The organism is Dyadobacter sp., from assembly GCF_017744695.1.
Taxonomy (GTDB): Bacteria; Bacteroidota; Bacteroidia; order Cytophagales; family Spirosomataceae; genus Dyadobacter.
The window spans coordinates 1-26,195 of record NZ_JAGIAS010000014.1 but is presented as its reverse complement, the minus strand read 5'-3'; the positions used below and the strand labels follow the sequence as shown (position 1 = coordinate 26,195).

Below are 26,195 nucleotides of genomic sequence, written 5' to 3'. Positions count from 1 at the left end.
CCGCGAGCTTGTATATGGACTTTTCGCAAACGCGGGCAGTATAACTCCAGTAGTGCTCCCGCCTTTTAGTGGGGAATTTTCGAGTAAACCGGAAGCTGTAGGGAAGTCCCGTCAAAGCTACCGGCTCATCGACGATGTACTCTACATAATCGTACAAATAAGGATTGCAGCAAGAAGCATCCCTACATTCCGGATCAGGCTTATCGCGCTTGCAATTGAAAACAGCCAGGAAGAACAATGCACTGGCACAGGAAATCATTTTTCTTTTCATATTCAATGTGTGTTTTATTTGATTTTTTCGATTTTGTCAATGTAAAATGAGAGAATTGGACTATCAGCTAGCTTCTCCCTGTTCCAATCCAACAGTTTTCCTGACACCCGATACGGGAATGAATCAGGCTTCTTGTTACCTCCATACGTAACCGGAAAACCCGCGAGCTTGTATATGGACTTTTCGCAAACGCGAGCAGTATAACTCCAGTAGTGTTCTCGCCTTTTAGTGGGGAATTTTCGAGTAAACCGAAAGCTGTAGGGAAGTCCCGTCAAAGCTACCGGCTCATCGGCGATGTACTCTACATAATCGTACAAATAGGGATTGCAACAAGATGCATCCCTACATTCCGGATCAGGCTTATCGCGTTTGCAATTGAAAACAGCCAGAAAAAACAATGCGCTGGCGCAGGAAATCATTTTTCTTTTCATTGTAAATGTGTGTCTTGGTTAAGATTTTGCGATGCACAACATGAGGATCGAAAGACCGGCATCTTTGTCTTCCGTTCCTTTCAACGGCGTCTGCGCTCGTGGGTGAGCGTCGATACCGGGCAGAGCATGACCATTCCGGGCAAGTGATTTTGCCCTTTTTCCTATGTTTAATTTTCCCGAACGGGTGTGTTGGAGTGCGATATTTGGGATAATATCAAGGGAATATTTTGATTTTTAAATACGAAAATGTGGGAAATGATCATGGGGAGCTGGTGGATTATCAGGCGGTGAAAAAACGGCCGCTGGCTAACGGTCTAGGGTATAGGTGTGCTGTCGAAAGGTGGGGCGGCACGCCGGAAACCGGTACTACTGAAACTTTTAAATGACAAGCCGATGATTTTTTCACTTGTTTCCATACATTTGTACAAACCGCATAAAATTTCAATATTTCAACATTGCGCAGGATCATTTCCATATTGCTGCTGGGGCTGTTGCTTTACAATATGGTGGGCTATTCGATAGTCTACCTGTCGGAAGAGCGGCGTACCATCAGTTCGGCTGGGAAGGGCCTCGTGGAGCAGGCCGCCGGTTCTGCGGATATTGTGATTAAAGTGCCGGTAGCAGTGCCTTATCAAACCAATTGGGATGCGCCGGAGCCTGTTCAGGGGCAGATCGAGCATGAGGGGCAGTTCTACCAAATGAAAAGCCAGCAGCTGATCAACGATACATTGTTTGTGCATTGCGAGTTCGACCAGAGCGCCCGCGACCGCTTTTCGGATCTCGCTTCGAAGATTAACGACCAGGTGACCGGCCATGCCGCGGGGTCACAAAGCGATGCGCATTCGAACCTTTTAAAGAATTTCCTTAAAGAATATATGACCGCCGGTCGTCAGCATGTGTTTTATGTGCTGGAATGGGAGCCATCGAAGTATCTGGCCCCACAATTTTCCGTCAGATCTATGCTGCCTGAAAAATATTACTCCATACCATCCCCGCCGCCAGATCTGGCTTAGTTCTTCTTTTTTATTCTTCCTGAAACTGCCGAACGTTTAGGTGTGTACGTTGCGCGTGTCCGTGTGATACGTGTATAGCTGCACATATGGATGTCCGTATACAGGAGGAAAAACCGATTTACTAACCCAGAAACTTCCTTCTAAATGGCGCATATTGCTCTACCCGATGAATCACTGCCCGGCATTGTCGGCCTTTTCAACTTCCGGCCCGAAACGGCAGGCCCGCTGCAATTGCTGGCGGAAACGCTCCTGCGCGGGGAATCGCCCCTCACAAGCGGCGAACGCGAACTGATCGCTTCGTACGTGTCGCTGCTGAACGACACCCATTTCTGCCATACTTCCCACGGTTCGGCGGCAATGGCGCACCTGGGGTACGACATCAGCCTGATTGATGACATCAAAAATGGCTTCCAGGTAATTGAAGTGTCCCCTAAACTGCGCGCATTGCTGCATATCGCCGGCAAAGTGCAGAAAAGCGGCAAGGCGGTGACCGACGAGGACATTGCCGCAGCTCGTGCAGAAGGTGCCGGAGACAAGGAAATCCACGACACGGTGCTGATCGCCGCGGCGTTCTGCATGTTCAACCGCTATGTGGATGGGCTCGGTACCTGGGCACCTCAGGAGAACGAGGCGTACCGCGAAATGGGACAACGCATGGCATTTACGGGCTACGTGCGCTTTCCGGTCAAAGCGGACGTTGTCGAGGTGTAGTGGTCATGGGGAGTCATTTGTGGTCAAGTGTAGCCAGGTGTAGTCATTTATTGTCAAGTGTAGTCAAGTGTAGTCATTTATTGTCAAGAGTAGTCATCAAGAGCTACTGCTTTAACAACACCTGACAACTCCTGACTACCTCCTGACAACACCTGACCACCCTTAACCATCCTGGCAAAAACAGCCATATCGTTAACGCAAAAGGAGCAACGTATCATGCCACACATCCCTCTGCCGGAGCATTTGCCCGGGATTACCGGCTTGCTGGAATACAGCCGGGTAACTGCTGAGCCTATACGTCAGCTGACGCAATTCATTTTGCGGGGTGAGAATTCACTGTCCCCTGCGGAACGCGAGTTGATCGCGACCATTGTGTCGCATAACAATGAATGCCGGTTTTGCACTGCTGCACACACCGCTGCGGCCGATTTGCTGCTGGGTGAAACCGAAACCTGCGAGATCATGAAGCAAGACATCGACGCTGCGCCGGTGTCCGACAAAATGAAAGCATTGCTGAAAATCGCAAAACAGGTGCAGGTGAGCGGCAAAGCGGTAACACCCGAGTCGGTTGCGAATGCCAAAGCGCACGGCGCCACGGATACGGAAATCCACGACACGGTGCTGATCGCCGGGCTTTTCTGTCTTTACAATCGCTACGTCGATGGTATGGCGACCGTCGCACCCGCCGATCCGAAATTCTATACCGGCCTTGGCCAACGTTTAGTAGAGTACGGTTACAACCGGCTACCGAACGGCTACGACCATTTGAAAGAGCAAATCCAACCTTCCTGACCTATTTAAATCGAACCTCTATTAAAACCTAACCTATGAAGAGACTTTTACCCATCCTCTACCTCATCATGAACCTGTGCTTCGCAGAAATTGCGCAGGCGCAGACAACGAAAGTATCGGGGCATATTTTTGACAACGATTCCCAAAAGCCGCTTTCGGGTGTGTCCGTGTCTGTCAAAGGCAAGAATACCGGCACCATTACGAATGCGGAAGGCTTTTTTGAACTAAAAACCAATACGCCCGCGACCCTGATCATCTCGCTTATAGGCTATGCCAGGCAGGAAAAAGAAGTGGCTTCTCCGGAGGGGCTGCGGGTCAACCTGGTACCGGCCATCGAAGAGCTGAACCAGGTGGTAATAACGGCGTCAAGGGTAGAAGAGAGCATTTTGCGGTCGCCGGTGAGCATCGAGAAAATGGATTCCCGTGCCATTCAGCAGACACCTTCCGCCAATTTTTACGATGGTTTGGTCAATCTGAAATCGCTCGATATGGTAACGAGCAGTCTGACATACAAGCAAATCAATACCCGCGGGTTCAACACGACGGGCAACAGCCGCTTTTTGCAACTGGTGGACGGCGTGGATAACCAGCCTTCCGGCCTCGGTTTTGCAATGGGTAACCTTTTCGGCCCGCACGATATTGACGTCGAAAGCGCGGAATTGATCCCCGGCGCGGCCTCTGCATTGTACGGCCCGATCGCATTCAACGGAATGCTCAATACACGCACCAAAAATCCATTTGAATATCAGGGACTGAGCGTGCAGACCAAGTTCGGCATCAACCACATCGGCGATGGTACCGGCCTTGGCGCAAAACCGCTTTATGACCTGGCGATCCGATACGCGAAAGCCTTCAACAACAAACTCGCATTCAAAGTCAATGCTTCCTACCTCAAAGGCACCGACTGGTACGCCAACGATTACACCGACATTGACCCCAACACCAATCCTGAGAATCGTGGCCCGAACAACCCCGGGCGTAACGCATTGAACATTTACGGCGACGAGGTGGCGCAGACATTGCCGAACATCGGGCGTGTGTCGCGCACAGGTTATGAGGAAAAAGACCTGGCTACCTACGGTGTTTATAGCCTGAAACTGACCGGCGCATTGCACTACCGCATTACTGATAAGCTGGAAGCCATTTATCAGGGTAATTTCAACCAGGGTACTGCGCAATACACCGGGTCCAACAGGTTTGTAATCAATGATTTCAAATTCGTGCAGCATCGTCTCGAACTCCGGGGGAGCAACTTCTATGTGCGTGCCTACACGAACCACGAGTATTCGACCAATTCCTACAACACCCGCGCATTAGGCCAGCAAATTAACCGCACATGGGTGAAAGACCTCACAGGCAATACCGTAGCGCCGAATAAGGCGGATTCGACGTGGTTTGCAAGGTATGCGGCCGCCTACAATGGCGGAATTACCGGTGTAACCCAGCAAAATCACACAGCCGCGCGCGCATTCGCGGACGAGGGACGCATTGCCCCGGGTTCCGATGCTTTCGATTCGGCAAAAGACCGTCTGATCAAAACACGCGGCCTGGCTGGTGCCGGCATTCTCAGCCAATGTAGCCTGAACCACATAGAAGGGATGTATGATTTCAGCTCGCTGCTGAAAGTGATCAATTTGCAGGTTGGGGGCAACTACCGGAAATATTTCCTCAATACGGGCGGAACGCTTTTCGACGACAAGGACAAAAACCTTACCAACGAGGAGTACGGCATGTTTGCACAAGCTTCCAAATCCTTTTGGAAAGACCGTCTGAAACTGACCGTTTCGGGCCGCTACGATAAAAACGAGAACTTCGACGGCCGGTTCACGCCACGCGCATCCGCCGTTTTCTCGCCAACCGAAAACCACCATTTCCGTGCTTCTTACCAGACGGGCTTCCGTAACCCGACCATCGGCGATCAGTACATCAAACTGAATGTGGGCCCCATCATCATTCTCGGCGGAGCGCCAGTGAATTCGCAGGGAATGAATGCCTATTCGAACTCGGTGACGATCGCTTCGTTCTCGCAATTTGCCTCGGCATTTGGTGCGGACATGGCAAAGGGTGTCCCGTTCCCGCAGGCAGTAGCCAACAATAAAAGCAAGCTTGTGAAATCGAATGTGCCTTATATCAAATCCGAAAAGGTGAAGAGTTACGAGGTGGGCTACAAGGGGTTGATCGCTAGGCAATTGCTGCTCGATGTCAACTACTATTACAGCCAATACACCGACTTCATTATCAACACCGTAGTGGCGGCTGCGCCGTCGGACATCCTTTCTGCGGATGGTTCGGTGAACCAGATGGCTGCCATGGAGCTACTGGGTGCGGGCAGGCAGTTGTATCAGTTGTATACCAATGCCAAAGACAAAGTCTCCATTCAGGGTGTAAGTGCCGGTCTGACTTACTCTTTGCCTAAAAATTACAAGGTATCGGCCAATGCGACCTGGATCGATTTCAATATGGGCGATGCCGATCCGAACAATATCCCGGCATTTAATACGCCGAAGTGGAAAACCAACGTCATGTTCGGCAATGCCCGCCTGACTGACCGGGTCGGTTTCAATGTGGCGTGGCACTGGCAGGAGGCGTTCGATTGGTACGGTACATTCACGGAAATGCGCCCGGGCCGCGTGAACGCCTACAATTTGCTTGATGCACAGGTGAGCTACCGCATTCCCAGCCTGAAAACGGTGGTGAAACTGGGTGGTTCCAATATTACGAATAAATACATTGTGCAGGCCTACGGCTCGCCGGCTGTGGGTGGGTTGTATTATGTAAGTCTGAACTTCGACGAACTATTCCGCTAACGGGCTATGGAAACATTGGAAATACAACGTGTGGAACCGATCAGCGTCAGCCAGAAATGGCTCGCGTTCTTCCTCTGCGTCGTGGCGTACGCGCTGAGCGGCACAGTATCGACGCTGATGTCGGTGTACCTGCCGGTGGCCATTCCGGAGCTGAAAGGTACGGCGGTGAGCGAAGCGGAACTGGGCGAAATAGGGGCCTATGTGAATGCGGTTTATCTCTATGGCTGGATGTGCGGCGGGCTACTGTTCGGGGTGGTAAGTGACCGCATCGGCCGGAAGAAATCATTGACGCTCGTTACCGCGCTGTACGGTATCTCGACCTGCCTGGTTACCATTGTTCCGGACTGGTATTCATTACTTGCAATTCGCTTTACAGCCGGAATGGGTGTAGGCGGCGTGCTGCTGATTACCACGGTTTACATTTCCGAAATATGGGATGACCGCAGCCGCGCGGTGATCCTGGGCGTTCTGGCGGTTTGCTTCCCTATCGGTATCGTTACCACGGGTAGTCTTAATCTCATGTTTTCAAACTGGCGCACGGCGTTTGGGATCGGTTTCATTCCGGTTGCCGCGGCATTGCTGGTTTTCCTGCTTTTGCCGGAATCGGATCGGTGGAAGGGTGTCAGGGAAGTCAGAGGGAGTCAGGAAGTCAGGGAGTCGATTTTTGATGCTCAAAACCGACCTAATCTGATTCGCGGCTCTTTGATTTTCGGTGCGGTGCTCATCGGGCTGTGGGGGATATTCTCCTGGCTTCCTACGTGGGCGCAGTCGTTGCTCGCGAGCGGGCAGGACGGCCAGAAAGAACGGGGGCTGCTGATGATCCTGCTCGGAATAGGCGGCATCACCGGCGGTGTGTTTTCGGGAATACTGATGAACCGGTTCGGTAAGAAAAACACATTGCTGGCCACATTCGCTACCTGCGTGGTGATGTGCGGTGTGCTGTTTATCACCAACCGCACCTTTTCCAACATCATTTACATCGAAACGGCCATGCTTGCATTCTGTTTCGGTATCAGTCAGGGGGCGCTGTCGAGCTACATTCCCGAGCTATTCCCGTTTGCAGTGCGTGGCACGGCTACCGGTTTTTGCTTTAACGTCGGCCGGTTCTTTACCGCGACGGCGGTGTTTTTCATTGGCTCTCTGGTGACGGTGCTCGGAGGTTTCGGGAATGCGCTGCTGGTATTCTCGCTGCCTTTTCTGGTAGCGCTATTTGTCACATTCAGAAGTAAATGAGCTGGTTTATGCGTATTATCATAGGTTAATATATTAGGCAAACGGGTTCGCCGCCTGGCGAACCCATTTCTTTTACAATTCTTTCGGTGCGCTGCACCTACAAATCTTTTGGTGCGCTGTACCATTGCGAACCTGTTACGAAACATTTGACGGAGTTTTATTTGGAATGTTATATATATGAAGAAGCTCTTTTACCTGGGAATCCTTGGCATTGTCCTTTATGAAATAGCGAAAGTTTACTTCATCATGCCCATGCCGGGCAGCCAGCGGATGAACAGCATCGATGCGGCTTATTTCCTGCATACCTGGCGCTGGCCGTTGCGGATATTGTTCTGGGCGATGATCGTTGCTGGCGGGTTTGCGGTGTTTTCCGGTAAAAGGAAATGGCTACCGGCCATTCTGGTGCTGATCGCGGCAGGCGTTATTTATGCAACCAACTTTGAAATGGCTGCGGATACGATGTTTTACCAGCCATCACAGGTAATCCAGCACGATGCGGGCACCAACAAAGTGGCGATGGACCGGCTGGTGATCGGCGTGGAGGCCAATGGTGAAGCGAAGGCGTATCCGATCCAGTATATCGGCTACCACCATCAGGTGCGCGATGTGCTTGGCGGGAAGCCGATTATGGTTACCTACTGCACCGTATGCCGTACAGGCCGGGTTTTTGAGCCGACGGTGGATGGCAAACCGGAGGTGTTCCGGCTGGTAGGGATGGACCATTTCAATGCGATGTTTGAAGACAGCGAAACCGGCAGCTGGTGGCGGCAAGCCAACGGCGAAGCGATTGCCGGGCCATTGAAAGGCAAAATGCTCCCGGAACTCGCCAGTACCCAAACCTCGCTGAGCCAATGGCTCAAACTTCACCCGGACAGCAAGGTCATGCAGCCCGACCCGGTGTATCAGGCCAAATACGATTCCATGAGCCGCTACGAATCCGGTCGGGGCAAATCCACATTGACTAAAACCGATACATTATCCTGGAAGGACAAATCGTGGGTAGTAGGCATTCAGGCGGGTGGAGCGGCCAAAGCATTCGACTGGAACCGTCTGAAAAAGGAGCGCATCATCAATAGCGAGGTAGGAGCGGTGCCGGTAGCATTGGTACTCAGTGCCGACAACAACAGCTTTTTTGCATTTGACAAGGGTAGCAATGATCCATTCACATTAAGAAACGACACCATTTTTACCAAAACCAGCACCCACAATCTCCTCGGCAAACGCCTCACCGGCACGGGTGACGACCTGAAACGCATTAATGCATACCAGGAATTCTGGCATAGCTGGCGCACCTTCCATCCCGGCACCGAACGGTACTAAATTCGCGGTGCGCCGCTGCCGTGGCACTGCCTATTACAAACGCTGATGAAACAACTTTACATTCCTACAATCATCCTTTGCACCCTTCTTCAAACTGCCCAGGCGCAAACCGACAAAAAGAAGGAGTATGACAAAGTATTAGACCTCAATGAAGTAACAGTAGGTGAGCGCAAGAATACGATCCACACCGAACGCCTTCCGGACGTCCATAACACCTACATCACCGCAGGTAAAAAGAGCGAGGTGATCCAGCTCGACGGCGTGAACGGGAATATCGCCGAGAAGACCGGGCGGCAGATTTTTGCCAAAATCCCGGGCGTATTCGTCTACGACATGGATGGCAGCGGCAATCAGGTCAATATTTCGACCCGTGGCCTCGATCCGCACCGTTCCTGGGAATATAATATCCGCCAAAACGGCATTATCACCAATTCGGATATGTACGGCTATCCCGCGAGCCATTACAGCCCTGCGATGGAATCCATTCAGCGGGTGGAACTGGTACGGGGAACATCCTCATTGCAGTATGGCGCGCAGTTCGGAGGGATGATCAACTATGTTACCAAGACGCCGGATACGACCAAGGCATTTACCTTCGAAACCATTAATTCGGCCGGCTCATTCGGGCTTTTCAGCTCCTACAATGCCATTGGCGGCAAGGTGGGGAAGCTGACTTACTCGGCCTATTACCAGAAGCGTCATTGGAATGGATACCGTAAGAATGCGAAGTCCGACGCACAGTCGCAATATGTGAGCCTGATGTACGAATTCAGCAAAGCATTCCGCATTAAAGCGGAGCTGGGGCGCTCAGAGTATGTGTACCAGATCCCCGGGCCGTTGACTGACGCGATGTTCCTGAAAGATCCGCGCCAGTCGACCCGCTCGCGTAATTATTTCAATCCGGATATTTATGTGCCGTCGATCGTGATGGACTGGAAAATTGAGCCACGAACGCAATTGAAACTGACAACCTCGGGCGTATATGGCGCGCGCAACAGCGTCATGTTCGATGCATTTGCGAACGTGCCCGATACGATCAGCCGCGTGACCAATGCTTACCGGGCGCGTCAGGTGGATATCGATAATTTCAAAAGCTTTACTTCGGAGCTGCGCCTGGCGCACCAGTACGATTTCCTGGGTTTTCGCAATGTGGTTTCGGGTGGGGTTCAGTACATGCACAACAAGCTCCGCCGCCGCCAGCTAGGCAAGGGCACAACCGGCAGCGATTTTGACCTGACAGTAACCGATCCCCAGTTCGGGCGGGATATGTACCTGGCGACGGATAATATTGCCGTGTTTGTGGAAAACCTCATTTTTATTACCCCGCGGCTCAGTTTTTCACCAGGCGTGCGTGTGGAGAAGGGGGGCACCGATATGACCGGGAAGATTACCTACTACGATCCGCAAAACCTGCCGAATACCATCAGGCATAGTTTTCCGCTTTTCGGGATCAGTTCGCAGTATAAGATCGGCGACAACAGCCGGGCATATGCGGGCTTCTCGCAGGCTTACCGCCCGGTCGTTTTCAAGGACATTATTCCCGGTTCCGTTTTGGAGCAGGTGGATAAAAACCTGAAAGATGCGACCGGCTATAACCTGGAAGCAGGTATCGGAGGAAATATCAAAGACATTCTGAAATACGATATCGGGCTGTTTCAGGTGTTGATCAACAACCGTATGGGTACCGTTTCGATGAAAGATGCCAACGGCAATGCATACCTGTACCGGACCACCACCGGCGACAGTAGGACCCGGGGCGTGGAAGCATACCTCGAATACACCGCTTTCAAACAATACAATGGTGCGGAGGCGCAGACAGAATTGTCGTTTTTCACTTCTATCTCCTATTTCGATGCTAAATATGTTCGGGGAACGGCGGTATCGAATGGCGAAAATAAAAGCGTAGCCGGTAACCGCGTGGAGGGTGTCCCGACCTGGATTTCACGGAATGGCGTTCAATTCCAATACAAAAAGCTGTCGGTAACGGCCCAATACAGTTACGTAAGCTCCAATTTCGCCAATCCGCTGAACACAGTGGAGCCGTCGGCGAATGGTACGATCGGTAAAGTGCCCGGGTACGGGCTGCTCGACCTGAATGCTACGCTCTACCTCGGCGAGCACTACAAATTACGCTTTGGCATAAACAACATTACCGACAAGCAGTATTTCACCAAACGTCCGACTATGTACCCCGGTGCGGGTGTATGGAGCTCGGATGGCCGGAGCCTGGGCATTTCGTTCGGGATCAAGATTTAATGATGCAGATAATGCTGGCGCGAACGTTCACGCCAGCTATTTAGAGGGTTTGGCCGGTTATTCATTATCTAACCAAAAATCTGATAGACATCTGCGCGTTAGGGGTCCTGACGTTTTTGAAGCCTTCCAGTGACAGATTTGACAGCGGAATAATGGTATTTATGCCGACTTGCAGGCGATTATGGAATACCGTTTTGGAATAGAATAATATCCCTACCCGAATGTTCCACTGCTCCGGGTTAATGTAGGATTTTAATGTTTCCTGACCTCTTGCCGTCAAATATGATCCGTCCATGATGGTGCCATCTGAGTATTCGGTTTCCTTTCGTAGTAATGCCGACGAGTACCGGGCGTAGGAGAGCCCACCAGCCACTGACAGTCCCCGGGTTACCTGGTATTGGTATTGGAGAGCGAAATTCAGTCCGAATGCCTTGATAAAGTTGGTATTACGATTGACTCGCCGGAGCGTTGAATCCGCAGACGGTATCGTATCCACACGTTGCGCAACACGCTGTTTGTCTCCGAAATAGGAATGCATTGGATTGAAAATGAATGTCGCTGTGTGCCTGTTCCAGCTTTTGGAAACAAACATGCCCGGGATTGCCAGTCGTAGGGGATGCTTGTTGCTGTCGGCACCTGTGAACATATAATTGGTTGAAACAACAGACCGGTTGATATTCCATTCCGGACCGAAATGCACATGGGCGAAAATTGGACCCCGTTTTTTGCGTGACATCTGTGCTGCGTGCTGCGCGGGCTTGTTGACAAGCTTACTCAAATCAATTTGGGGACCATTGAAATGCCCGGTGAGCGGTTCGAGGCTATTGAGGAGGCTTTTGGCATGAGGCGCCGAGGCCTCTTTTTCATGGCTAACAGGTGTGAAATTTGTCTGATTCGGTAATGTATTGTCTGGTTGTATCTCTTGTGTGTACCTGCGCTCATGGACGTCGCGCTCGTGCATCACCGATGCCTGCGCACTACGCGCACGGGTATGTGCATTGGCGCGCGGTTGTTCCGCATTACCGGAGTTTTCGGGTTGCGGTGTAATGCCCCGCGCCGCGACGTGCCCCGATAGTTCTTTTCTTGTACTATTGTTTTTTACAGGTTTTCCGTCATTTGCCCTGGTTTTTATCTGACCCGCCGTGGAATCGGCCGCCATGGAATCGGCCGCGATGGAATCGGCCGCCGGGGAGCCGGCCTCCGTGGAACCGGCCTCCGTGGCACTGGCCGCTGGGGAGCCGGTCTCTGCTGCATTGCCGGCGAAATGGGCGCGATTGATGGTGGTTTTAGCTTTTTCGGATACGGGATTTGTCGTGCTTGCACTGCCTGCTGCATTTTTGTGTTCGGAAGCGATGCTTGCCGGCGCGGTTGGCCGATCCGTGGTTTTGTTGTCGAAAACAACTAATGCAATCACCGCTGAAATAGTTACTACCAGGGAGATTGCGATGAGCAGCCCTTTGAGCTTTCCAACGGACTTCCAGAACTGTGCCTGCCATTTTGCCCCATTCACTTCACTGTCTGCCGCAGCATCCAGCATATCGCTCATGCCCGCCCACGCGTCGTCCGCCCGAACTTCGGGATCCGGCAGCGGGTCGCGGAGAAACTTGTCGATATGGTTGTCTTTCCTTTCCATCAGAGAGGGTTTTCAAAAATGATTTTCAACCTGTTCCTGCTTTCACTCAAATGCCATTTGACGGTCCCTTCGCTGATCGCCAGTGAACCGGCTATTTCCTTCACCGAAAAACCATCCATATAAAACAAGCTGCAAATGCGGCGCGTAGCCACCGGCAGTTGCATGAGGTACACATGGATATCAGTACCCGAAAACTGTTCAAAAGGGTCTTCTTGCGAAACAAACCCCATTTTATCCTCGATCTCCATGTAATCGAACATCTGCGTTTTCCGGTCGCGGAGCAGGGTGAGCGCGGCGTTGCGAACGATGGTGTACACCCAATTGAAAAACTCGCCCTTTGTCGAGTCGTACCGGTCGATATTCGCGAACACTTTCAACATACCATTGTTGATGGCCGTGACGATATCGTGTTTGTCTTCAAAAAAGTTCTTGCAAAGCGCGAACAGGACAGGGTAAAATTGCCGGTACAATTTTTCCTGACTCTGGCGTTCCCTCCGCCTGCAACCTGCCAATATCTGGTTTAATGGATCCAAATCGTATTGAAATGCCTGACCGGCATTATGCAGGCCGGTCAGGCTGGTTTATTTCAATGAGACGTTAAACACAACATTCCTTAAATTTCCACAATTACTTTCAATGGACAGTTTTGAGTCGCTCCAATGATCCCGGAATGCAGATTGGCGCCGGCGCCCAAGCGTGTCTGAGAAAGAGCTGTCGGCTATTGTGCTGTCCCTGACGATCGTGTCCTTCGGAATGCTGTCATTTTTAATCGTGTCTTTCCAAATACTGTCTGTCCTGATAGTATCCCAGGGAATACTGTCCGGTTCTGTACTATCCGCCCCCATTCTCGCCGAAACCGGCACCGGTGCATTTTCCTCCATTTTTCCCCGTTCGCAGGCGACCAGCTGGATCAGCAGCAATGCAATGCATAATACCAGCCATTTTTCTGTTCTCATGACCATCCGTGTTTAAAATTGAATAGATACTAATCAGGTGGCCACCTGTCAATAAAATAAACTGCGGGAGAAGGGTGGAAGGTTGGGTAGCTTTTGAAAAAAAATCGGGGAATTCGATTAACGTGCACTTTACCAGTAAATACCAGCGATTTGCGCGTTTTATTTTGAAATGGATACCCAACTAATTCACATGAAGCAAATAGCCCTTTTCTTTATCCTGCTGACAGGCAGTCCGGTTTTTTCTCAGAATTACGACGAAGCGAAAGTCCCGCACTACATCTTACCGGATGTGCTCAAAACCACCTCGGGGAAAACAATCCGTAGCGAAGAGAAGTGGGAGAAGCTGAGGAGGCCGGAAGTGCTGAAACTGTTTGAAGACCATGTTTACGGCCAAATGCCCACAGACTACGACAGCATCCGCTATGCCCTGACGGAAGACGACGGGCCCGAAATGGATGGTAAGGCGGTTTTAAAACAAGTAGGTATAACGGTTTTCAGAAAAGGGAGCTCGGTACAGATCAATCTCGTGCTTTTTGTTCCTGTGCAAGCGAAAAAGCCGGTGCCGGTATTCTTGTTGATCAATAACCGTGGTAAAGAGAATACTGATCCGACGAGAGCGAAGAAGAGTGAGTTCTGGCCGGCGGAAATGGTGATAGACAGCGGTTTCGCTATTGCCGCATTTCACGTGAGCGACCTTGCGCCGGATAATAAGGATACCTACACGACGGGCGTCCTGCAAAAGCTCTATCCCGAACAATTGAAAAAGGATAACGGTATGAAGGCGATCGGGGCCTGGGCCTGGGGCGCGAGCCGCGTAATGGATTATTTTGAAACAGATAAGGACATTGACGCCAAGAAGGTTATTGTCGTAGGGCATTCGCGGGGGGGCAAAACATCATTGTGGGCAGCTGCGCAGGATCAGCGCTTTGCAGCCTGTGTAACCAACTGCTCGGGCAACACGGGAGCGGCTCTGGCGCGAAGGCAATTTGGCGAGCGGATCAGCCGCATTAATACCACTTTTCCACATTGGTTCAGCAACAATTACAAGAAGTACAATGATAAAGAGAATGCCTTGCCGGTGGACCAGCATATGCTGATTGCACTCATCGCACCTCGGCCCGTATACGCGACGAATGCATCCAAAGATCTGTGGGCCGATCCGAAGGGGACATTTCTGGCGTTGAAGGCTGCTGAGCCGGTGTATGCATTGTACAAGATTCAATCAGGGTTACCCAAAGACCCGCCGGGGATCGATAAGCCGGTCATCGGGTCGCACTTCGGCTATCACAATCGCGAAGGCGAGCATAATATGACGGTCTACGATTGGGGAAATTTTATCCGGTTTGCCCGGAAGTTTTGAGGAAGTGCAACGGTTTGAATTAGATTAGGCTCTAACCAACCGACTATCATCATCTCAAAAATGTAGCCCTTCCCGATGAAGAACTTCCTTTTTACATTCCTGCTCTGGCTGATCGGGACTATGGCCGCGCATGCGCAGGACCTTATTGTTACCACATCCGGCGATTCGATCCGATGCAAAATCACGCGGGAGCAGAACGATTTTGTGTATTATACTTACAAAAAATTCGGGGTGCCTGCTAAGACACTGATCGCCGTCGGAAACATCGCAGATAAACGCACGGGCTTTTATAATGAGCCGGTAGAAGGCATTTCAATGCCGAAATTCCGTCGCTGGCAATACCGTTTTCAGGGCGGCTATTCCCGTCGCGTAGCGCGGATCAGCGATCAGGTGCCTCCCGGTACGATGAGCTACCTGAAGAAAATGAAATCGGGATACACACTGGGTGGGGATATTCACTACTTCATTTCGGAGCCGTTCGGGCTGGGAGCAAAGTATAGTTACAGTCATTATCAACACAAAGCAATCAATTTTCGGGACAGGATCCTACTCAATTATTTCGCGGTATCCGGGCTGAACAGGTTGACCCTGCGATCGGGAAGCGAAGTGTATATAGGCGCGAACATGGGCTACCAGTCGTACAAGGATCAGATGATTAGTAATGGCGTGCTGGTAGGTATTACTGGGGGAACGGTGGGTGTGGGCCTGGAAGCGGGCTACGGTATGAGAATGAGCGATGCCTCGAAATTATACCTGAATTTTTCGGTGATGAGCGGGACGGTTACCAAGGTAAATGTGAATACCGGCGGCCGGAAAGAAACGGTGCAACTGGGAAAAGGTGAATACGAAAGTCTGGCCAGGTTGGAATTGACACTTGGGCTGGCTTTCGGTCACTGATTGGTTGCAGGCATAAAATTTGCGGGAAAAAATGTAAAAGAAGGTGGAAATGCCTTCTTTTGCCATTAAAAAACAGCGTGATGAAAGACAGAAAGCTTCCTCAAGACCAGTCGCTGGTTTTGTTTACCGACTTAAACGGCGTACCTCGCGAAGGAACTTACAAAAAGGCCTCAAAGGCATTTATTGAGGCCATCGGAGATGAAGGCCCCGAGGATACCGGCAATATTTATCCGGAAGAAGACATCGTATCCTGGGAATATCTCGATAAAAAAGACCGGCCTAACCCGGATATTATGGTGATTCTTTAAAAGGCGAGTAACGTGCTGTTGGTAGCAGACGATAATTTCGAAGGCCGCGAAGATTTGCGGATGATCAGGACATTATGCGGATCTGCGGGGTCAATATCTACTTTGATTACCTTTCCCGTCATCAGTTCGCGCCATTCCGGATAGGTTGCGTCGTAATCAAACTCCACGACGAGCGGTTTGTCCATTAATATCTGCACTTTTAATCGGATGTTCTCTGTGTTAAATATGGAAGGCCTGACTGGCTGGGCATCCAGGATCAGCGCTTCATATTCTTTTCCGTTTTTCAGCACGCGTTTCAATTTTTTATTTTCGCGTGCCAGCTTCCATTTGCCGCCGCCGACAAGCGTAACCGTTGCAAATGCCAGCGAAGCGATCGTGTAAAGTGTGAGCATTTCCATTTCTTGGATAGTGTAATGACTCACGAAATTGCGGCACCCAGGGCGGAATGGCAAGAAACAGTTAGTGAACGGAGGTTTTTGAGTAGTTTTAGGGAGTAAAGCAAGTTCCCGGACAACCTCATCTATTTTCCTATGCATTTTTTCTTCCGACTCGTACCTCCGCGCCCGACCTACCATCTTGATATGTCCGAAACCGAGCGGGCAGTTATGTTGCAGCACATCGACTATTGGACTATGCTCACCGATGCGGGCACTTCCCTGTTGTTTGGCCCGGTTCTCGATCCGAAGGGCGCCTTTGGAATGGCCGTCATAGAGGTTTCTTCGGAAGAGGAAGCCCAGGAGGTTGCGCAGAAGGATCCCGTCATTGCGGAGGGAATCTGCACCTATGAGCTGGCACCCATGCGTATCGGCGCGATTCGTAAGGTTTGAATGTGACCACAGATTGAACCTGCAAATTGCCGTTTTGTCTACTTTTTATTGGATCAGGAGATTATGCATTGCAGAAGTATTGCTCGCCTGCAACCGGATAATATACATTCCCGGCCTACATTGAGAGACATCTATCATTGCTCTGTTCGTTTCCAGATTTGATGCCTTGATCAAATTGCCATTTTTGTCGAATAACTGTGCTTTAACCGGGAAGTTCCATTCTCCATCCAATTCAAGTTTGATGCGCTCGGAAGCGGGATTTGGGAAGACGCGGACCTGATGGCCCATCTTCTCTGGCTCCTGGTAAGCAGGTTTCTTTTTGGCTGAATAGGTAAATGCTATTGCTTTGCCTTTAAAAGCAGGGCTGTTCAAGTCGACGGATTGCACGCGACCATCAGGGCTTTGGGCTATCAGGATGTTGTTGCTTCTGGTGAAAGTAAAACCCTGTCGCTGATCACCTAGATCCTGAGCCGCTGCTGTTACCCAGGAACAGGCCACGCACAACAAAATGAGAAGTATCTTTTTCATAGATGTGAAAGGTTAAATGTAGTTTGAATTATTATTTAACTTCAATTACAATATCTGCAAACTGAAACCCGGTTTTCCATTCATTGAAAGGGGAAGCGGGATTAAACGGATCGATGGTAATTATGTGGTTTGCCAGTACGACTTTCCCGTCCAGCAATACGGAAAACCGTGGCTGGTCGAATGGAAAATAGGTATTGGGCGGAAAGATGTTGAGCATTTCCAGCCTGAGAATGTACTTGCCAACCGGCATCTGGTTGACGGCTATACCGACGATGGCATTTTCTGAATCGACAAGTAGTTTGGATACGGGATTCCCATTCCCATCTACTGTATTCACTTTGACGCCATTGGGATCCAGCAGTTTCAGTCCTATTTCAAAATCCGAGGTCCCGTATGCTGGTGGGATGAAATTGGGGTCAGGGTCATTGCGGAAGCCATGAAGTTCAATGGCAAAGTTCTTCACCGGTGTCGCGGGTGGGTTGTTGTTTCCGCCTGACAGGGTAGAGAAAACAACGTCGTATATTTTAAGTCCCGGGCAGGAACCCTGATTTTTGACATTGAAGGAAAAGGTCTTGTTGGGTGAGAGGGTATTAGCCGGCACATTGATGGAGGTAGCAGAAGTAGGGGCATTGTTAAAACCCTGCACCGGAGAGCCGTTGTCCATGATGGTAACCAGGTAGGTGTCGCCTGGTTTGAGCCACAGGCTTGGGTGCCAGGTGATAGTAAATGCTTTGGAAGGATCTATTTTGTCAAAATCCCCCGGGAATTTGGGTAGGGGCTGATCGGGACAGATGGGGTAGGAGAAGGCGGCTGATAAGCCTGACTTTGCGCCCAGCGGCCCGACGGCCAGTACCTTTGCTTCGATGCCCTGTTTGTCGTCGAACATGAGCTGGTCCTGGATGTACAGGTCAAAGACCTTTCCCTGAGAGGCATAGACCGTGGTAAGTCCCGAGGTTTTCTCTGTCAAATGCAGTTCGAAGTGGTCAACGAGCGCCATGTTTAGTGTATTCGCCTTCCATTCAAAGCCTTCACCCAGATAGTCCTTGTATTCGATGGGCGACCCGTCAGCGGGGGCCTTCATGGCAGGAAGGCCAGCGTTTTGGTTAGTAATCACACGCCAGACATTCAGACAAGTGCTGTAAGCGGTCCCTTTTTTAGGTAATACCCTTACGAACAGGCTTGTTAGATTGGATAGCAGCGGCAGGCTTACCAGGTCGGTGGTCAGGTTGCCTGCGGCGGTATGTATGCGGATGATATTGGAGAATGCAGCATCAGTGGCGATCTGGATGACAAAGTTGTCTGCCCCCGGTACCGCGTCCCAGCCCACCCAGAATCCCATGGAAGACACCTCGGTGGCCGGGTCATTTGCCTTTTGATTTTTGGCCTGGAACACTTGTGTGGGCGGAGCAGCTGTGAGGATGCTATCGATGGCCGACCATGCGCCGAAATTGTCAATGATCTGCTGGATGTTGGTGCGCAAGGCGCGGACACGCGTATAGTATTTCTTGTCATTGTCCAGAGGCGTGGTGATCACGCCGGATTCCTGAAAATTGCCGGTGTGATTCACTGTTCCAGAAGAGATGAGCGTAGTTAGTGCCTTGTCTTCAAAAACCTGGAAGTTGTATTTCTGAGCGCTATTGACCGACTTCCAGGTCAGGGTCGGGTCTTTCCAGGGGTTGACCTTGTTGGTACCCTGCACCCAGCTAAAAAAGGAGGCCTTTTTGTTGTCGAGAATAAAGGCATGGGCAGGCCCAAATTGCTGGTAGAGTGCACAAAGTGGATTAGTGGCTGTCCGGCAGAAATTGGGTCCTGCCTGGGTGATACGTGCATGGGCGTATACCTTTTCGCCCGGATGGTAATAACCGTTTACCGTGCCGGTATAGGCAATACCTCCTTTGGGATTGACTACGGTTGTGAAGTTGCTGACCTTATAAGTTTGCAGGTTTTTCGAGAAGTTGTTGTCGGTTGACGTCTGCACCTCCCATTCGAGGACCGGCTCATCTTCCCATGTCAGGCTGACCTGAACAGTAGGCCAGGGTTCCACGTTGCCAGCGCCATTGGCAGGGGACATGGTAAACCCTTTTTGATTGTTATCGCATACGCCGACGGCGCACCAGGCGTTCTGGACGGCTAGGTATTCTGTTGAATTGATTCCATAGAGTTTTTCCGCCGCTTTAAGGGTCAGAAACCGCAAAGCAGGATAATCTGTATTGATCGTGATGCCGGGCATCGCATCCCACACTATTTGTATGGCTTTCTCAACGCCGATACCTGTCAGGTTGCTGTAACCGTAGCCCAAGTCGTTGTAGGCAGAGCCCTGAAAGCCGACACTTAGCAGATAGTACCATTTCAAAACAACGCCTCCGCCAGCGTCCACTTCATAACTTTCACTGCATTCATTGATGTAATACTGTCCATTGTATGTATCAGCTATCTCGTGACTTTTAGGATTGTTGAAGTGGAGAGGATCGTCATCAATCTGGTCGCCAATTAACCAGTTGTAGTTTTGAGGGGTCGATTGTTTGATTTTGTTTTTGATATAGTTGCTAAAAATCCACGCGATACCTTCGTTGATAGATTCCTCTTCCCGACAGAATTCGGTATATAAGGGAATGTTAGCCCTGTGTTGGAAAATACCATGGCAGAATTCATGCGCGATTACATCGATGATGCTCACAAATGGGTCAATACTTTTTAAACTACGGCCAAAGAAGAAGTTTTCATCATTCGTATCTCTGAGGTAATAGGCGTTTGATGGAACGTCTTCCAGCTCATCCGTATTTTGCATCAGAATTTTCACGGGACTTGCGCCTATGCCGTCTAATCCCTTCCAACCAAACCGCTCATCGGTTACCTTCATTACAGTTTGTATGCCATAATGCAGCTGGACTGCTTCGGCGCTTAGATAGGGTGTAGGATTGTCTGTAAATTGATTATCGAAAGGGTCCTTATCTTCGAAATAAACAGAATCCCCCGCACTGATTCCTCGCAGAATAATCGCGGGAAACCCGTTTTCGGGCAATGTCTGCAAGCGGTAAACTTTGTTGTTCCCCTGAGGGTCAGTGGAATACTCCAACGCCCTGAATGTTTGCTGCCCGTCGAAGAAGCTCATGGCTGTCCGGTCGACATTCTGGGCGTTGTACATTGGTTGGGAGACAGACAACAAGGGGAGGGAAATCCAGATTCCCGTCAAAAGCAGATGCAGGGCCAGTCTGTTCATGGGCTTTGAATGTATTTTTTTGAACCAAATACCATGAGCAAATAGGTTCAAAAAAATCGCATTCTGGCATTCGAAACGGTAGTAAAAGACTGGTGTGGCGGTACTATTTACTACCCCATTTTTCGGCTGTGTCCATCAGTATGCCTGACAATCTGCCATTAGTCTGATCCATGAATCGCTCAATCGATGCTGCCTGGTTAATCACCGGGCTGTTGTTCTTTTAAGCAGATGATCCCCTCTCCTTAGGCGTAATAAGACTAGAACTTTGTAGATATCGGGCCTAATATCGAGTATGCTCTTATAAACTTCACCCCCAAGCAAAATAAAAAAGGACTCAACATTTTACTGTCAAGTCCTTGATTTTCAACGTGGGCCCACCTGGGATCGAACCAGGCACCTACTGATTATGAGTCACACTTTGTTATTTTTTATCAAATATACTCAAAAATACGAAATGCTTTAAATCAGCAAGTTAAGAGGGTTTTTAAAATTAAAGTATACTCTCAAATATCAACAATTACAGCTGAATTATTAGATTTACATTGTTAGTTTCACTGATAGTAACAATGAAAGCACCTTCTACTTCTATTTCAGTATACTTTGACAAACGGAACATGCCAACAGGCCGATTTCAGGTAAAGTGGTCGGTTTATTCGAATGGCAAACAAAAAATGTATGCTACCGGCCTTGTGGTTGACCAGTCGGACGTAACCTTCTTGAAGGCCAATAAAGCCGGGCTATCGGGCAGAGTCAAGGACGAGCGCCTTAGAAATCTGTGGAACCAAGTTTATGGCGAGTCCTACGTTGATGAACTCACAGGACTTGTCAGAGAAGGTTTACTTTACAGAGCCCGTAACGTCATCGCCAAAATCGAATCCTATTTTACTTTCGAAATTTTTGCCAGGGTGATTGCGGGAGACTACACGCCGGAGGATGTAACGCCGACGGATTCTGATATGATAGTGGCGCTCACGAAACGGGCCGCTGAACTCAAAGCACAAGGCGATATCAGCAATGCGAGCCTACACGAGTCAACGGCGTCCAGCCTGCGAAGGTTTGCCTTTTACGAAAAACTGGCTAAATCGGTGGATAGCGTATCGCTCCCGATAATGGCTATCACCGCTAACTTTTTAAAGCGATACGAAAAGTGGATGCTCACCTACGGGAAGGCCCCTCAGTCGAAGAATGGAAAGGAAAAGCCAGCGTCGATTACCACTGTTTCCATTTACACCCGGTACATGCGGGTAATATGGAATGAGGCGAAGGGCGACAAGATCGTGAAAGGGGAGGACTACCCATTTCATACCAAGGAGAAGAAAAAGGGGTACAAGATTGCCAGTGTTATTAACAAAAAGAAAGCCCTGAATAAAGACCATATATCTGAGATTTTTGAGTACAAATGTGATCCAGGATCGCCGAGGGAAAAATATCGTGACTTGTGGCTGTTGGTCTATATGTGCAACGGTATCAATATTATGGACCTTTGTAAACTTAGGAATAGCGACTATGTGCCATCCACCGGAATCATGGAATTCTTTCGGGATAAAACATTCGACACTAAACGAGACAATATGTCCAAGGCGACGATTTATTTGCTTCCTGAGGCAATTCAGATAATTGACAAATGGCGCAATGAAAACCGAAGGCCAGAAGAGCACCTATTTGATTTTTTGCCGATAAATACGGGCGCGGAAGAGGAAAAGAAGATAGTAAACCAAGTGACCTGGAAGATCAACTGGCACATGCGTGCCATTGCAAAAGACCTGAACTTTGGGTTTAAAGTCCGCGTATACGAAGCTCGACACTCCTTTGCAACCGCACTGATGAATGCCGGTGCGCCGATGAAATTCATTCAAGACGCATTTATTCACGGGAGTCCTCTCACAACTCAAAAATATCTTTCCAGCTTTGATGATGAGAATGCGGCGCAGTACGTCGCAGGTATAGTTCCCGCCAAAGTCCGTGAATCAGTAAGAAGGGCAATCGACGAAAAACAAGAAAGCCAGGATTCGTAGATCCTGGCTTCGCGTTACGCTCGTTGTTTCGGCGGCTCCCACCTGTACGTTCGATAGATTGCAGAAAATCCCGTAGGGTTTAACCTGCGGCACAAATCGGCCGCCTCATCAAGTGTCATTTTGTCGTCTGGACCGGCCATGATAAGCTCCTTAGTCTCCTCATTAATACCGGCAACGTTTTCCCAATAATCTGTCCCGTCCGGATTGAATCTCCGGATTTGCGCAACGTGTGGGCCATGAGGCGCATAATTCTTTTCCATTGTTAATGAGTGCTTGAGTATCATAAATTTGATTTTGAAAGTATCAAATTTATGAATTTTCTATCCACTTGCAAGCCACAAAATTATTTCATAGAATCTTTCGAAAATTGTTGTAAATAACAACACTTTTAATACCTTTGTAAGGTAATCTTCAAACGTCAGCCGGACGGTAAATGGCATCAATAACATGGAAATGATTGAAAAAATCAAAGGTATCGCAGCCGCAAATCCAGAAGGCTTTACCATTACAATCCCTACCTGCGAATTCGTACACTCGGGCTACGTAATCGCTATGTTTGAAACTCAAAATTCTTTTGGTGACGAAGGCCTGCAAATGGTAATTGCGCAGGCAATGCTCACTACTGGAATGATGGGAGGTTGGGACGACGAAGGGTTGTTTTACTGGGATGCGGTCTACATCATCCATGACCGAGACGAGGCGATGCGAATCGGTAGAGAGAATCAACAGATTGCGATCTTTCACCTCGACAGTAAGGATCTGATCTACCTCTGAAAGAGGGGCCGGGAAACCGGCCTACTTTTGATCATATTACCTATAAAACGCTAACTTGAATAAGAATGGAAACGATTGTTAAAAATGTTCATCTTTTGAACGGGTTGTTATCAGAGGAAACCCTGAAACTTCTGAGTCATGGGGCATTGCAGTATAGAAAATTTGCTCGTATCAGCTTTAAAGTGCTTTCCGTGGATGATACAACAATCAAAGTGCAGACAGTACAGAGTAAAAGCCCTCATGAGAATTACGCTGATGAGAGCACGTTAGTTGATCGCACAAAAGATTTATTTAGTAGGTTTTTGCCCGACCATAGAATAATAGTAAACCCAAGTGTGTATCGAGAAAGTCCAGCTGAGAAAGTGACCCCGGAATTCATAAGGCACAACATGACAGAATTGTCAATAAAAGTAAAAGAATTGGTCGCCGATACCGGTATCGACCGAGCCAATATTGCGGCCTGGATGAACGGTAATCGAGAAATGTCGCAACCTGTAAAGGCCATGTTTTATTATTATTTTGATGCCAAACGGAGTTACATAAGCTCTGTACAAAGCGCAACAATTCTTGAAAATCCAAAGCCGCAACAATTTCAACCAATAGGCACCTCCGATAAGCGAAAGATGACAGATTTCAAAGATGATATTGAGAATTTCAGCAATTCGTACCAAATTGTTCGGTCATTTATAAACAGCGAAGGCCTTAGGATAGACGGAGTTCCAGTTAAACCTTTTAACTTTCTAGACTACGGCCATGATGCATTCACAATGATCTATAATTCTCAGTTTGAATGGGCATACATGGATCTCAATAAAAATTGGGATGGGTTTAATATTGGAACGTGTCATTTCTTTTTTGAGGACACGACTAAATATAGGGCATTTTCAGACCCTAGGGGCTCGATTAAGCTAATATCAATGAGTAATTCAATATTCAACGCAATCGGAAATAGGCCTCAACATTATAACAAAATACTGTCCGAAAATCCAATCTTAAAACCTTACTTTGGCGATTTAATCTTTAAGCAGTCCGGCACATACTTGATGTTGAGATTTGGCTTTTTGTTCCTATATTATCATGAGCTAGCACATATTATTCAAAATTCCGGTTTTCGCGAGATGGCTGGTGGAGAAAAAACAAATCTACCTAGGCCACAGATTGTCAAAGACCACATTGAAGAGTGGGATGCAGACCAGTTTAGTTCATCGTTTATTTGTAAGCATATTATAGCACATTGGAGTCATTCAGAAGCAAGGCATAGAACAATTGCAAATTTGGAGGCAATGGTAGGAATCGCTCTTGCTACCCATTTCATGCTTATGGATACTTTCGGAAACGGAATTGGAGATATCTATTTTATGGAAAATGATCATCCTCATTCAATCGTTAGAATTACCGGCATGACAGCTAAAATTATTGAAACGATGGTACTATTTCACGGATTCAATCTTAATGTTGAAAAAATTAACAGGATTTTCATTGAGATAGTAAATTCCACTGAATTAAAACTTAGTCACAATAGATTCCTGACTGAATTAAATGGAAATTATCCAGAATTTGCAGAATATGCTGAGACAATCATAGAAGAAACAAAAAAGGTCGATTACCTTGCTCTTCAAAAATTTAAAAAATTAATTGACCGAAAGCTTGAAAGTGAAATTGAAATTGCCACAAAACGGTGAGCAATAAATTGGCTCGAAACATAATAGTGTGTACATTATTCTTCAATAAATCAGGGGCTCATAAAGCCCCTTTTTTATGCATTACCCCTAAACTAAATCGAATGTTAAAATCCTTCCCATTGAAAGTGCATTCCGTCACGGGAGGCTGCCGACCAATCGGCCCCGCATATCCACCCGATATCCCGCCACACCTTTAAGAATTGTGCGGACCAGGTAACTGACCCACGGAACGGGTTTGTGGCCGCATTCAAATCTACCGCAATGCCGAACGCATGCGCCGATATCCCGCCGCTCCCGCGTTTCTTCCGAATATTGAAACATCCGTCCCACGTCTTGATTTCTTCGTGCAGGCCGAGCGCAATCAACCTTCGCAGGGTTTTGTCCAACGGCGCCTCAATAAGCTTGTTCAGATAGATTTTTTGCGGCATTGCGGGAATAGCCTTGCGAATGTCTGCCGGTACGATCCAAACCTTCATCCATTTGTTTTCAAACGGCAGCCGGTTAATCTCTGGATTGCCGAACTTGGCAATTAGTTGAGCCTGTGTTTTCATGGCGCCACCTCCTTTTCCTCATCCTGAAAACTCAGCATGTCTTTCATGTTGCCAGTCTCCCGGAACTTCCGGAAGGGCGCGCTGAACCATTTCGGAACCAGGTTCGGAATAATCTGCTCGATCAGGTCGCAGCACTTCACAAAGTAGTAGGCTACCATCACCGCATAACCTGCGAAAATGAAGTACAGGGATACGCTGGGTATCGGAGCTGCTTCCGGTTCAGCCTGCGTAACGACGCTGAAAACAACCCCTACAACAAGTGAAGCCACATAGCCGAGCAGAATCACGGCCACCATAACTATAAACTGTTCGACTGTCTTTTTTAGGAATATTTCAGCCTTCCACTCGCCAGCCGCATAGTGTTTGACCAGCCCGAGGAATGTCATTAAAATGAAGCAAATCCCAACGGCAGCAACTAATTTGACGGTCAAATCCTTTCGGTAGGTAAATACCTGGATCACCCCTACTGTCGATGATGACAGCAGTAAAAGAATAGGATTTGTGAAGATACCTTTGATGGTCAGCCACGCCGTAACAAGCACACTGTTAACCACCTCCAACTTTTCATAAAATTTCATGTAAATGCTATTTACGGGCCCGGAGCCCTGTT

23 protein-coding genes are annotated in these 26,195 nt (G+C 48.9%); 14 read left to right on the top strand and 9 right to left on the bottom strand.

What is annotated here, in order from left to right; all coding sequences use genetic code 11:
• The coding region (locus J7619_RS32050) for a hypothetical protein (RefSeq protein ID WP_291208976.1) at window positions 1-271 on the bottom strand (271 nt) is incomplete at its 3' end.
• 886 nt (window positions 272-1,157) lie between these two features.
• Between J7619_RS32050 and J7619_RS32045 the strand changes: the two genes are divergently transcribed.
• The 7 genes from J7619_RS32045 (at window position 1,158) to J7619_RS32015 (ending at window position 10,834) form a co-directional block, all read left to right on the top strand.
• Window positions 1,158-1,715 carry a hypothetical protein gene (locus J7619_RS32045; RefSeq protein ID WP_291208973.1) on the top strand — a complete coding sequence of 186 codons (558 nt, stop codon included), beginning with the start codon at window positions 1,158-1,160 and terminating at the stop codon, window positions 1,713-1,715.
• 144 nt (window positions 1,716-1,859) lie between these two features.
• Window positions 1,860-2,426: a carboxymuconolactone decarboxylase family protein gene (locus tag J7619_RS32040; RefSeq protein ID WP_291208971.1), complete on the top strand. Its 567-nt coding sequence runs from the start codon at window positions 1,860-1,862 to the stop codon at window positions 2,424-2,426.
• 216 nt (window positions 2,427-2,642) lie between these two features.
• On the top strand, window positions 2,643-3,218 hold the full coding sequence (locus J7619_RS32035) for a carboxymuconolactone decarboxylase family protein (RefSeq protein WP_291208969.1): 576 nt from the start codon (window positions 2,643-2,645) through the stop codon (window positions 3,216-3,218).
• A 35-nt stretch (window positions 3,219-3,253) separates the two neighbouring features.
• The gene (locus J7619_RS32030) at window positions 3,254-6,025 is read left to right on the top strand and encodes a TonB-dependent receptor (RefSeq protein WP_291208967.1); all 2,772 of its coding nucleotides are present in this window, start codon (window positions 3,254-3,256) and stop codon (window positions 6,023-6,025) included.
• 6 nt (window positions 6,026-6,031) lie between these two features.
• Entirely contained in the window at window positions 6,032-7,258 is a 1,227-nt protein-coding gene (locus J7619_RS32025) for an MFS transporter (protein ID WP_291208965.1), read from the top strand.
• Window positions 7,259-7,435: 177 nt separating this feature from the next.
• A complete protein-coding gene (locus J7619_RS32020; RefSeq protein ID WP_291208963.1) occupies window positions 7,436-8,578 on the top strand; it encodes a DUF3179 domain-containing (seleno)protein in 1,143 nt (380 codons plus the stop codon).
• Window positions 8,579-8,623: 45 nt separating this feature from the next.
• Window positions 8,624-10,834: a TonB-dependent receptor domain-containing protein gene (locus J7619_RS32015; protein WP_291208960.1), complete on the top strand. Its 2,211-nt coding sequence runs from the start codon at window positions 8,624-8,626 to the stop codon at window positions 10,832-10,834.
• A 64-nt stretch (window positions 10,835-10,898) separates the two neighbouring features.
• Here the strand turns inward: J7619_RS32015 and J7619_RS32010 are convergent, their stop codons facing one another.
• The 3 genes from J7619_RS32010 to J7619_RS32000 are packed head-to-tail and all read right to left on the bottom strand — an operon-like array spanning window position 10,899 to window position 13,423.
• A complete protein-coding gene (locus tag J7619_RS32010) occupies window positions 10,899-12,467 on the bottom strand; it encodes a hypothetical protein (protein ID WP_291208957.1) in 1,569 nt (522 codons plus the stop codon).
• Window positions 12,467-13,000 (bottom strand): RNA polymerase sigma factor, encoded by a 534-nt coding sequence (locus J7619_RS32005; protein WP_291208954.1) that lies wholly within the window; start codon window positions 12,998-13,000, stop codon window positions 12,467-12,469. Before J7619_RS32005 ends, J7619_RS32010 begins: the two co-directional genes overlap by 1 nt.
• Before the next feature lie 48 nt (window positions 13,001-13,048).
• Window positions 13,049-13,423, bottom strand: coding sequence for a hypothetical protein (locus J7619_RS32000; RefSeq protein ID WP_291208951.1), 375 nt, complete (start codon window positions 13,421-13,423; stop codon window positions 13,049-13,051).
• Window positions 13,424-13,613: 190 nt separating this feature from the next.
• On the opposite strand from J7619_RS32000, the gene J7619_RS31995 reads away from it, so the two are divergent.
• The 3 genes from J7619_RS31995 to J7619_RS31985 all read left to right on the top strand — a co-directional run bounded on the left by J7619_RS31995 (window position 13,614) and on the right by J7619_RS31985 (window position 15,988).
• On the top strand, window positions 13,614-14,783 hold the full coding sequence (locus J7619_RS31995) for a prolyl oligopeptidase family serine peptidase (protein WP_291208948.1): 1,170 nt from the start codon (window positions 13,614-13,616) through the stop codon (window positions 14,781-14,783).
• Between the two features lie 75 nt (window positions 14,784-14,858).
• Entirely contained in the window at window positions 14,859-15,680 is an 822-nt protein-coding gene (locus J7619_RS31990; protein WP_291208945.1) for an outer membrane beta-barrel protein, read from the top strand.
• Between the two features lie 80 nt (window positions 15,681-15,760).
• The gene (locus J7619_RS31985) at window positions 15,761-15,988 is read left to right on the top strand and encodes a hypothetical protein (RefSeq protein ID WP_291208942.1); all 228 of its coding nucleotides are present in this window, start codon (window positions 15,761-15,763) and stop codon (window positions 15,986-15,988) included.
• Here the strand turns inward: J7619_RS31985 and J7619_RS31980 are convergent.
• The gene (locus J7619_RS31980) at window positions 15,985-16,380 is read right to left on the bottom strand and encodes a hypothetical protein (protein WP_291208939.1); all 396 of its coding nucleotides are present in this window, start codon (window positions 16,378-16,380) and stop codon (window positions 15,985-15,987) included. The genes J7619_RS31985 and J7619_RS31980 overlap by 4 nt on opposite strands.
• Window positions 16,381-16,518: 138 nt before the next feature.
• Here J7619_RS31980 and J7619_RS31975 point away from each other — a divergent pair, with 138 nt between their 5' ends.
• Window positions 16,519-16,815, top strand: coding sequence for a YciI family protein (locus J7619_RS31975; protein WP_291208935.1), 297 nt, complete (start codon window positions 16,519-16,521; stop codon window positions 16,813-16,815).
• Window positions 16,816-16,860: 45 nt separating this feature from the next.
• Here the strand turns inward: J7619_RS31975 and J7619_RS31970 are convergent, their stop codons facing one another.
• Window positions 16,861-17,343 carry a T9SS type A sorting domain-containing protein gene (locus J7619_RS31970; RefSeq protein WP_291208933.1) on the bottom strand — a complete coding sequence of 161 codons (483 nt, stop codon included), beginning with the start codon at window positions 17,341-17,343 and terminating at the stop codon, window positions 16,861-16,863.
• Window positions 17,344-17,374: 31 nt separating this feature from the next.
• Window positions 17,375-20,563 carry a M4 family metallopeptidase gene (locus J7619_RS31965; RefSeq protein WP_291208930.1) on the bottom strand — a complete coding sequence of 1,063 codons (3,189 nt, stop codon included), beginning with the start codon at window positions 20,561-20,563 and terminating at the stop codon, window positions 17,375-17,377.
• A gap of 566 nt (window positions 20,564-21,129) precedes the next feature.
• On the opposite strand from J7619_RS31965, the gene J7619_RS31960 reads away from it, so the two are divergent.
• The 3 genes from J7619_RS31960 to J7619_RS31950 all read left to right on the top strand — a co-directional run bounded on the left by J7619_RS31960 (window position 21,130) and on the right by J7619_RS31950 (window position 25,034).
• On the top strand, window positions 21,130-22,578 hold the full coding sequence (locus tag J7619_RS31960) for a phage integrase SAM-like domain-containing protein (protein WP_291208927.1): 1,449 nt from the start codon (window positions 21,130-21,132) through the stop codon (window positions 22,576-22,578).
• Between the two features lie 447 nt (window positions 22,579-23,025).
• A complete protein-coding gene (locus J7619_RS31955) occupies window positions 23,026-23,352 on the top strand; it encodes a hypothetical protein (protein ID WP_291208924.1) in 327 nt (108 codons plus the stop codon).
• Window positions 23,353-23,417: 65 nt separating this feature from the next.
• Entirely contained in the window at window positions 23,418-25,034 is a 1,617-nt protein-coding gene (locus tag J7619_RS31950; protein WP_291208921.1) for a hypothetical protein, read from the top strand.
• A 104-nt stretch (window positions 25,035-25,138) separates the two neighbouring features.
• On the opposite strand, the gene J7619_RS31945 is transcribed toward J7619_RS31950, so the two are convergent.
• Both J7619_RS31945 and J7619_RS31940 read right to left on the bottom strand, forming a co-directional pair.
• Window positions 25,139-25,585, bottom strand: a complete 447-nt coding sequence (locus J7619_RS31945; protein ID WP_291208918.1) for a M15 family metallopeptidase — start codon at window positions 25,583-25,585, stop codon at window positions 25,139-25,141.
• The coding region (locus J7619_RS31940; protein WP_291208915.1) for a hypothetical protein at window positions 25,582-26,195 on the bottom strand (614 nt) is incomplete at its 5' end. The genes J7619_RS31940 and J7619_RS31945, both read right to left, overlap by 4 nt.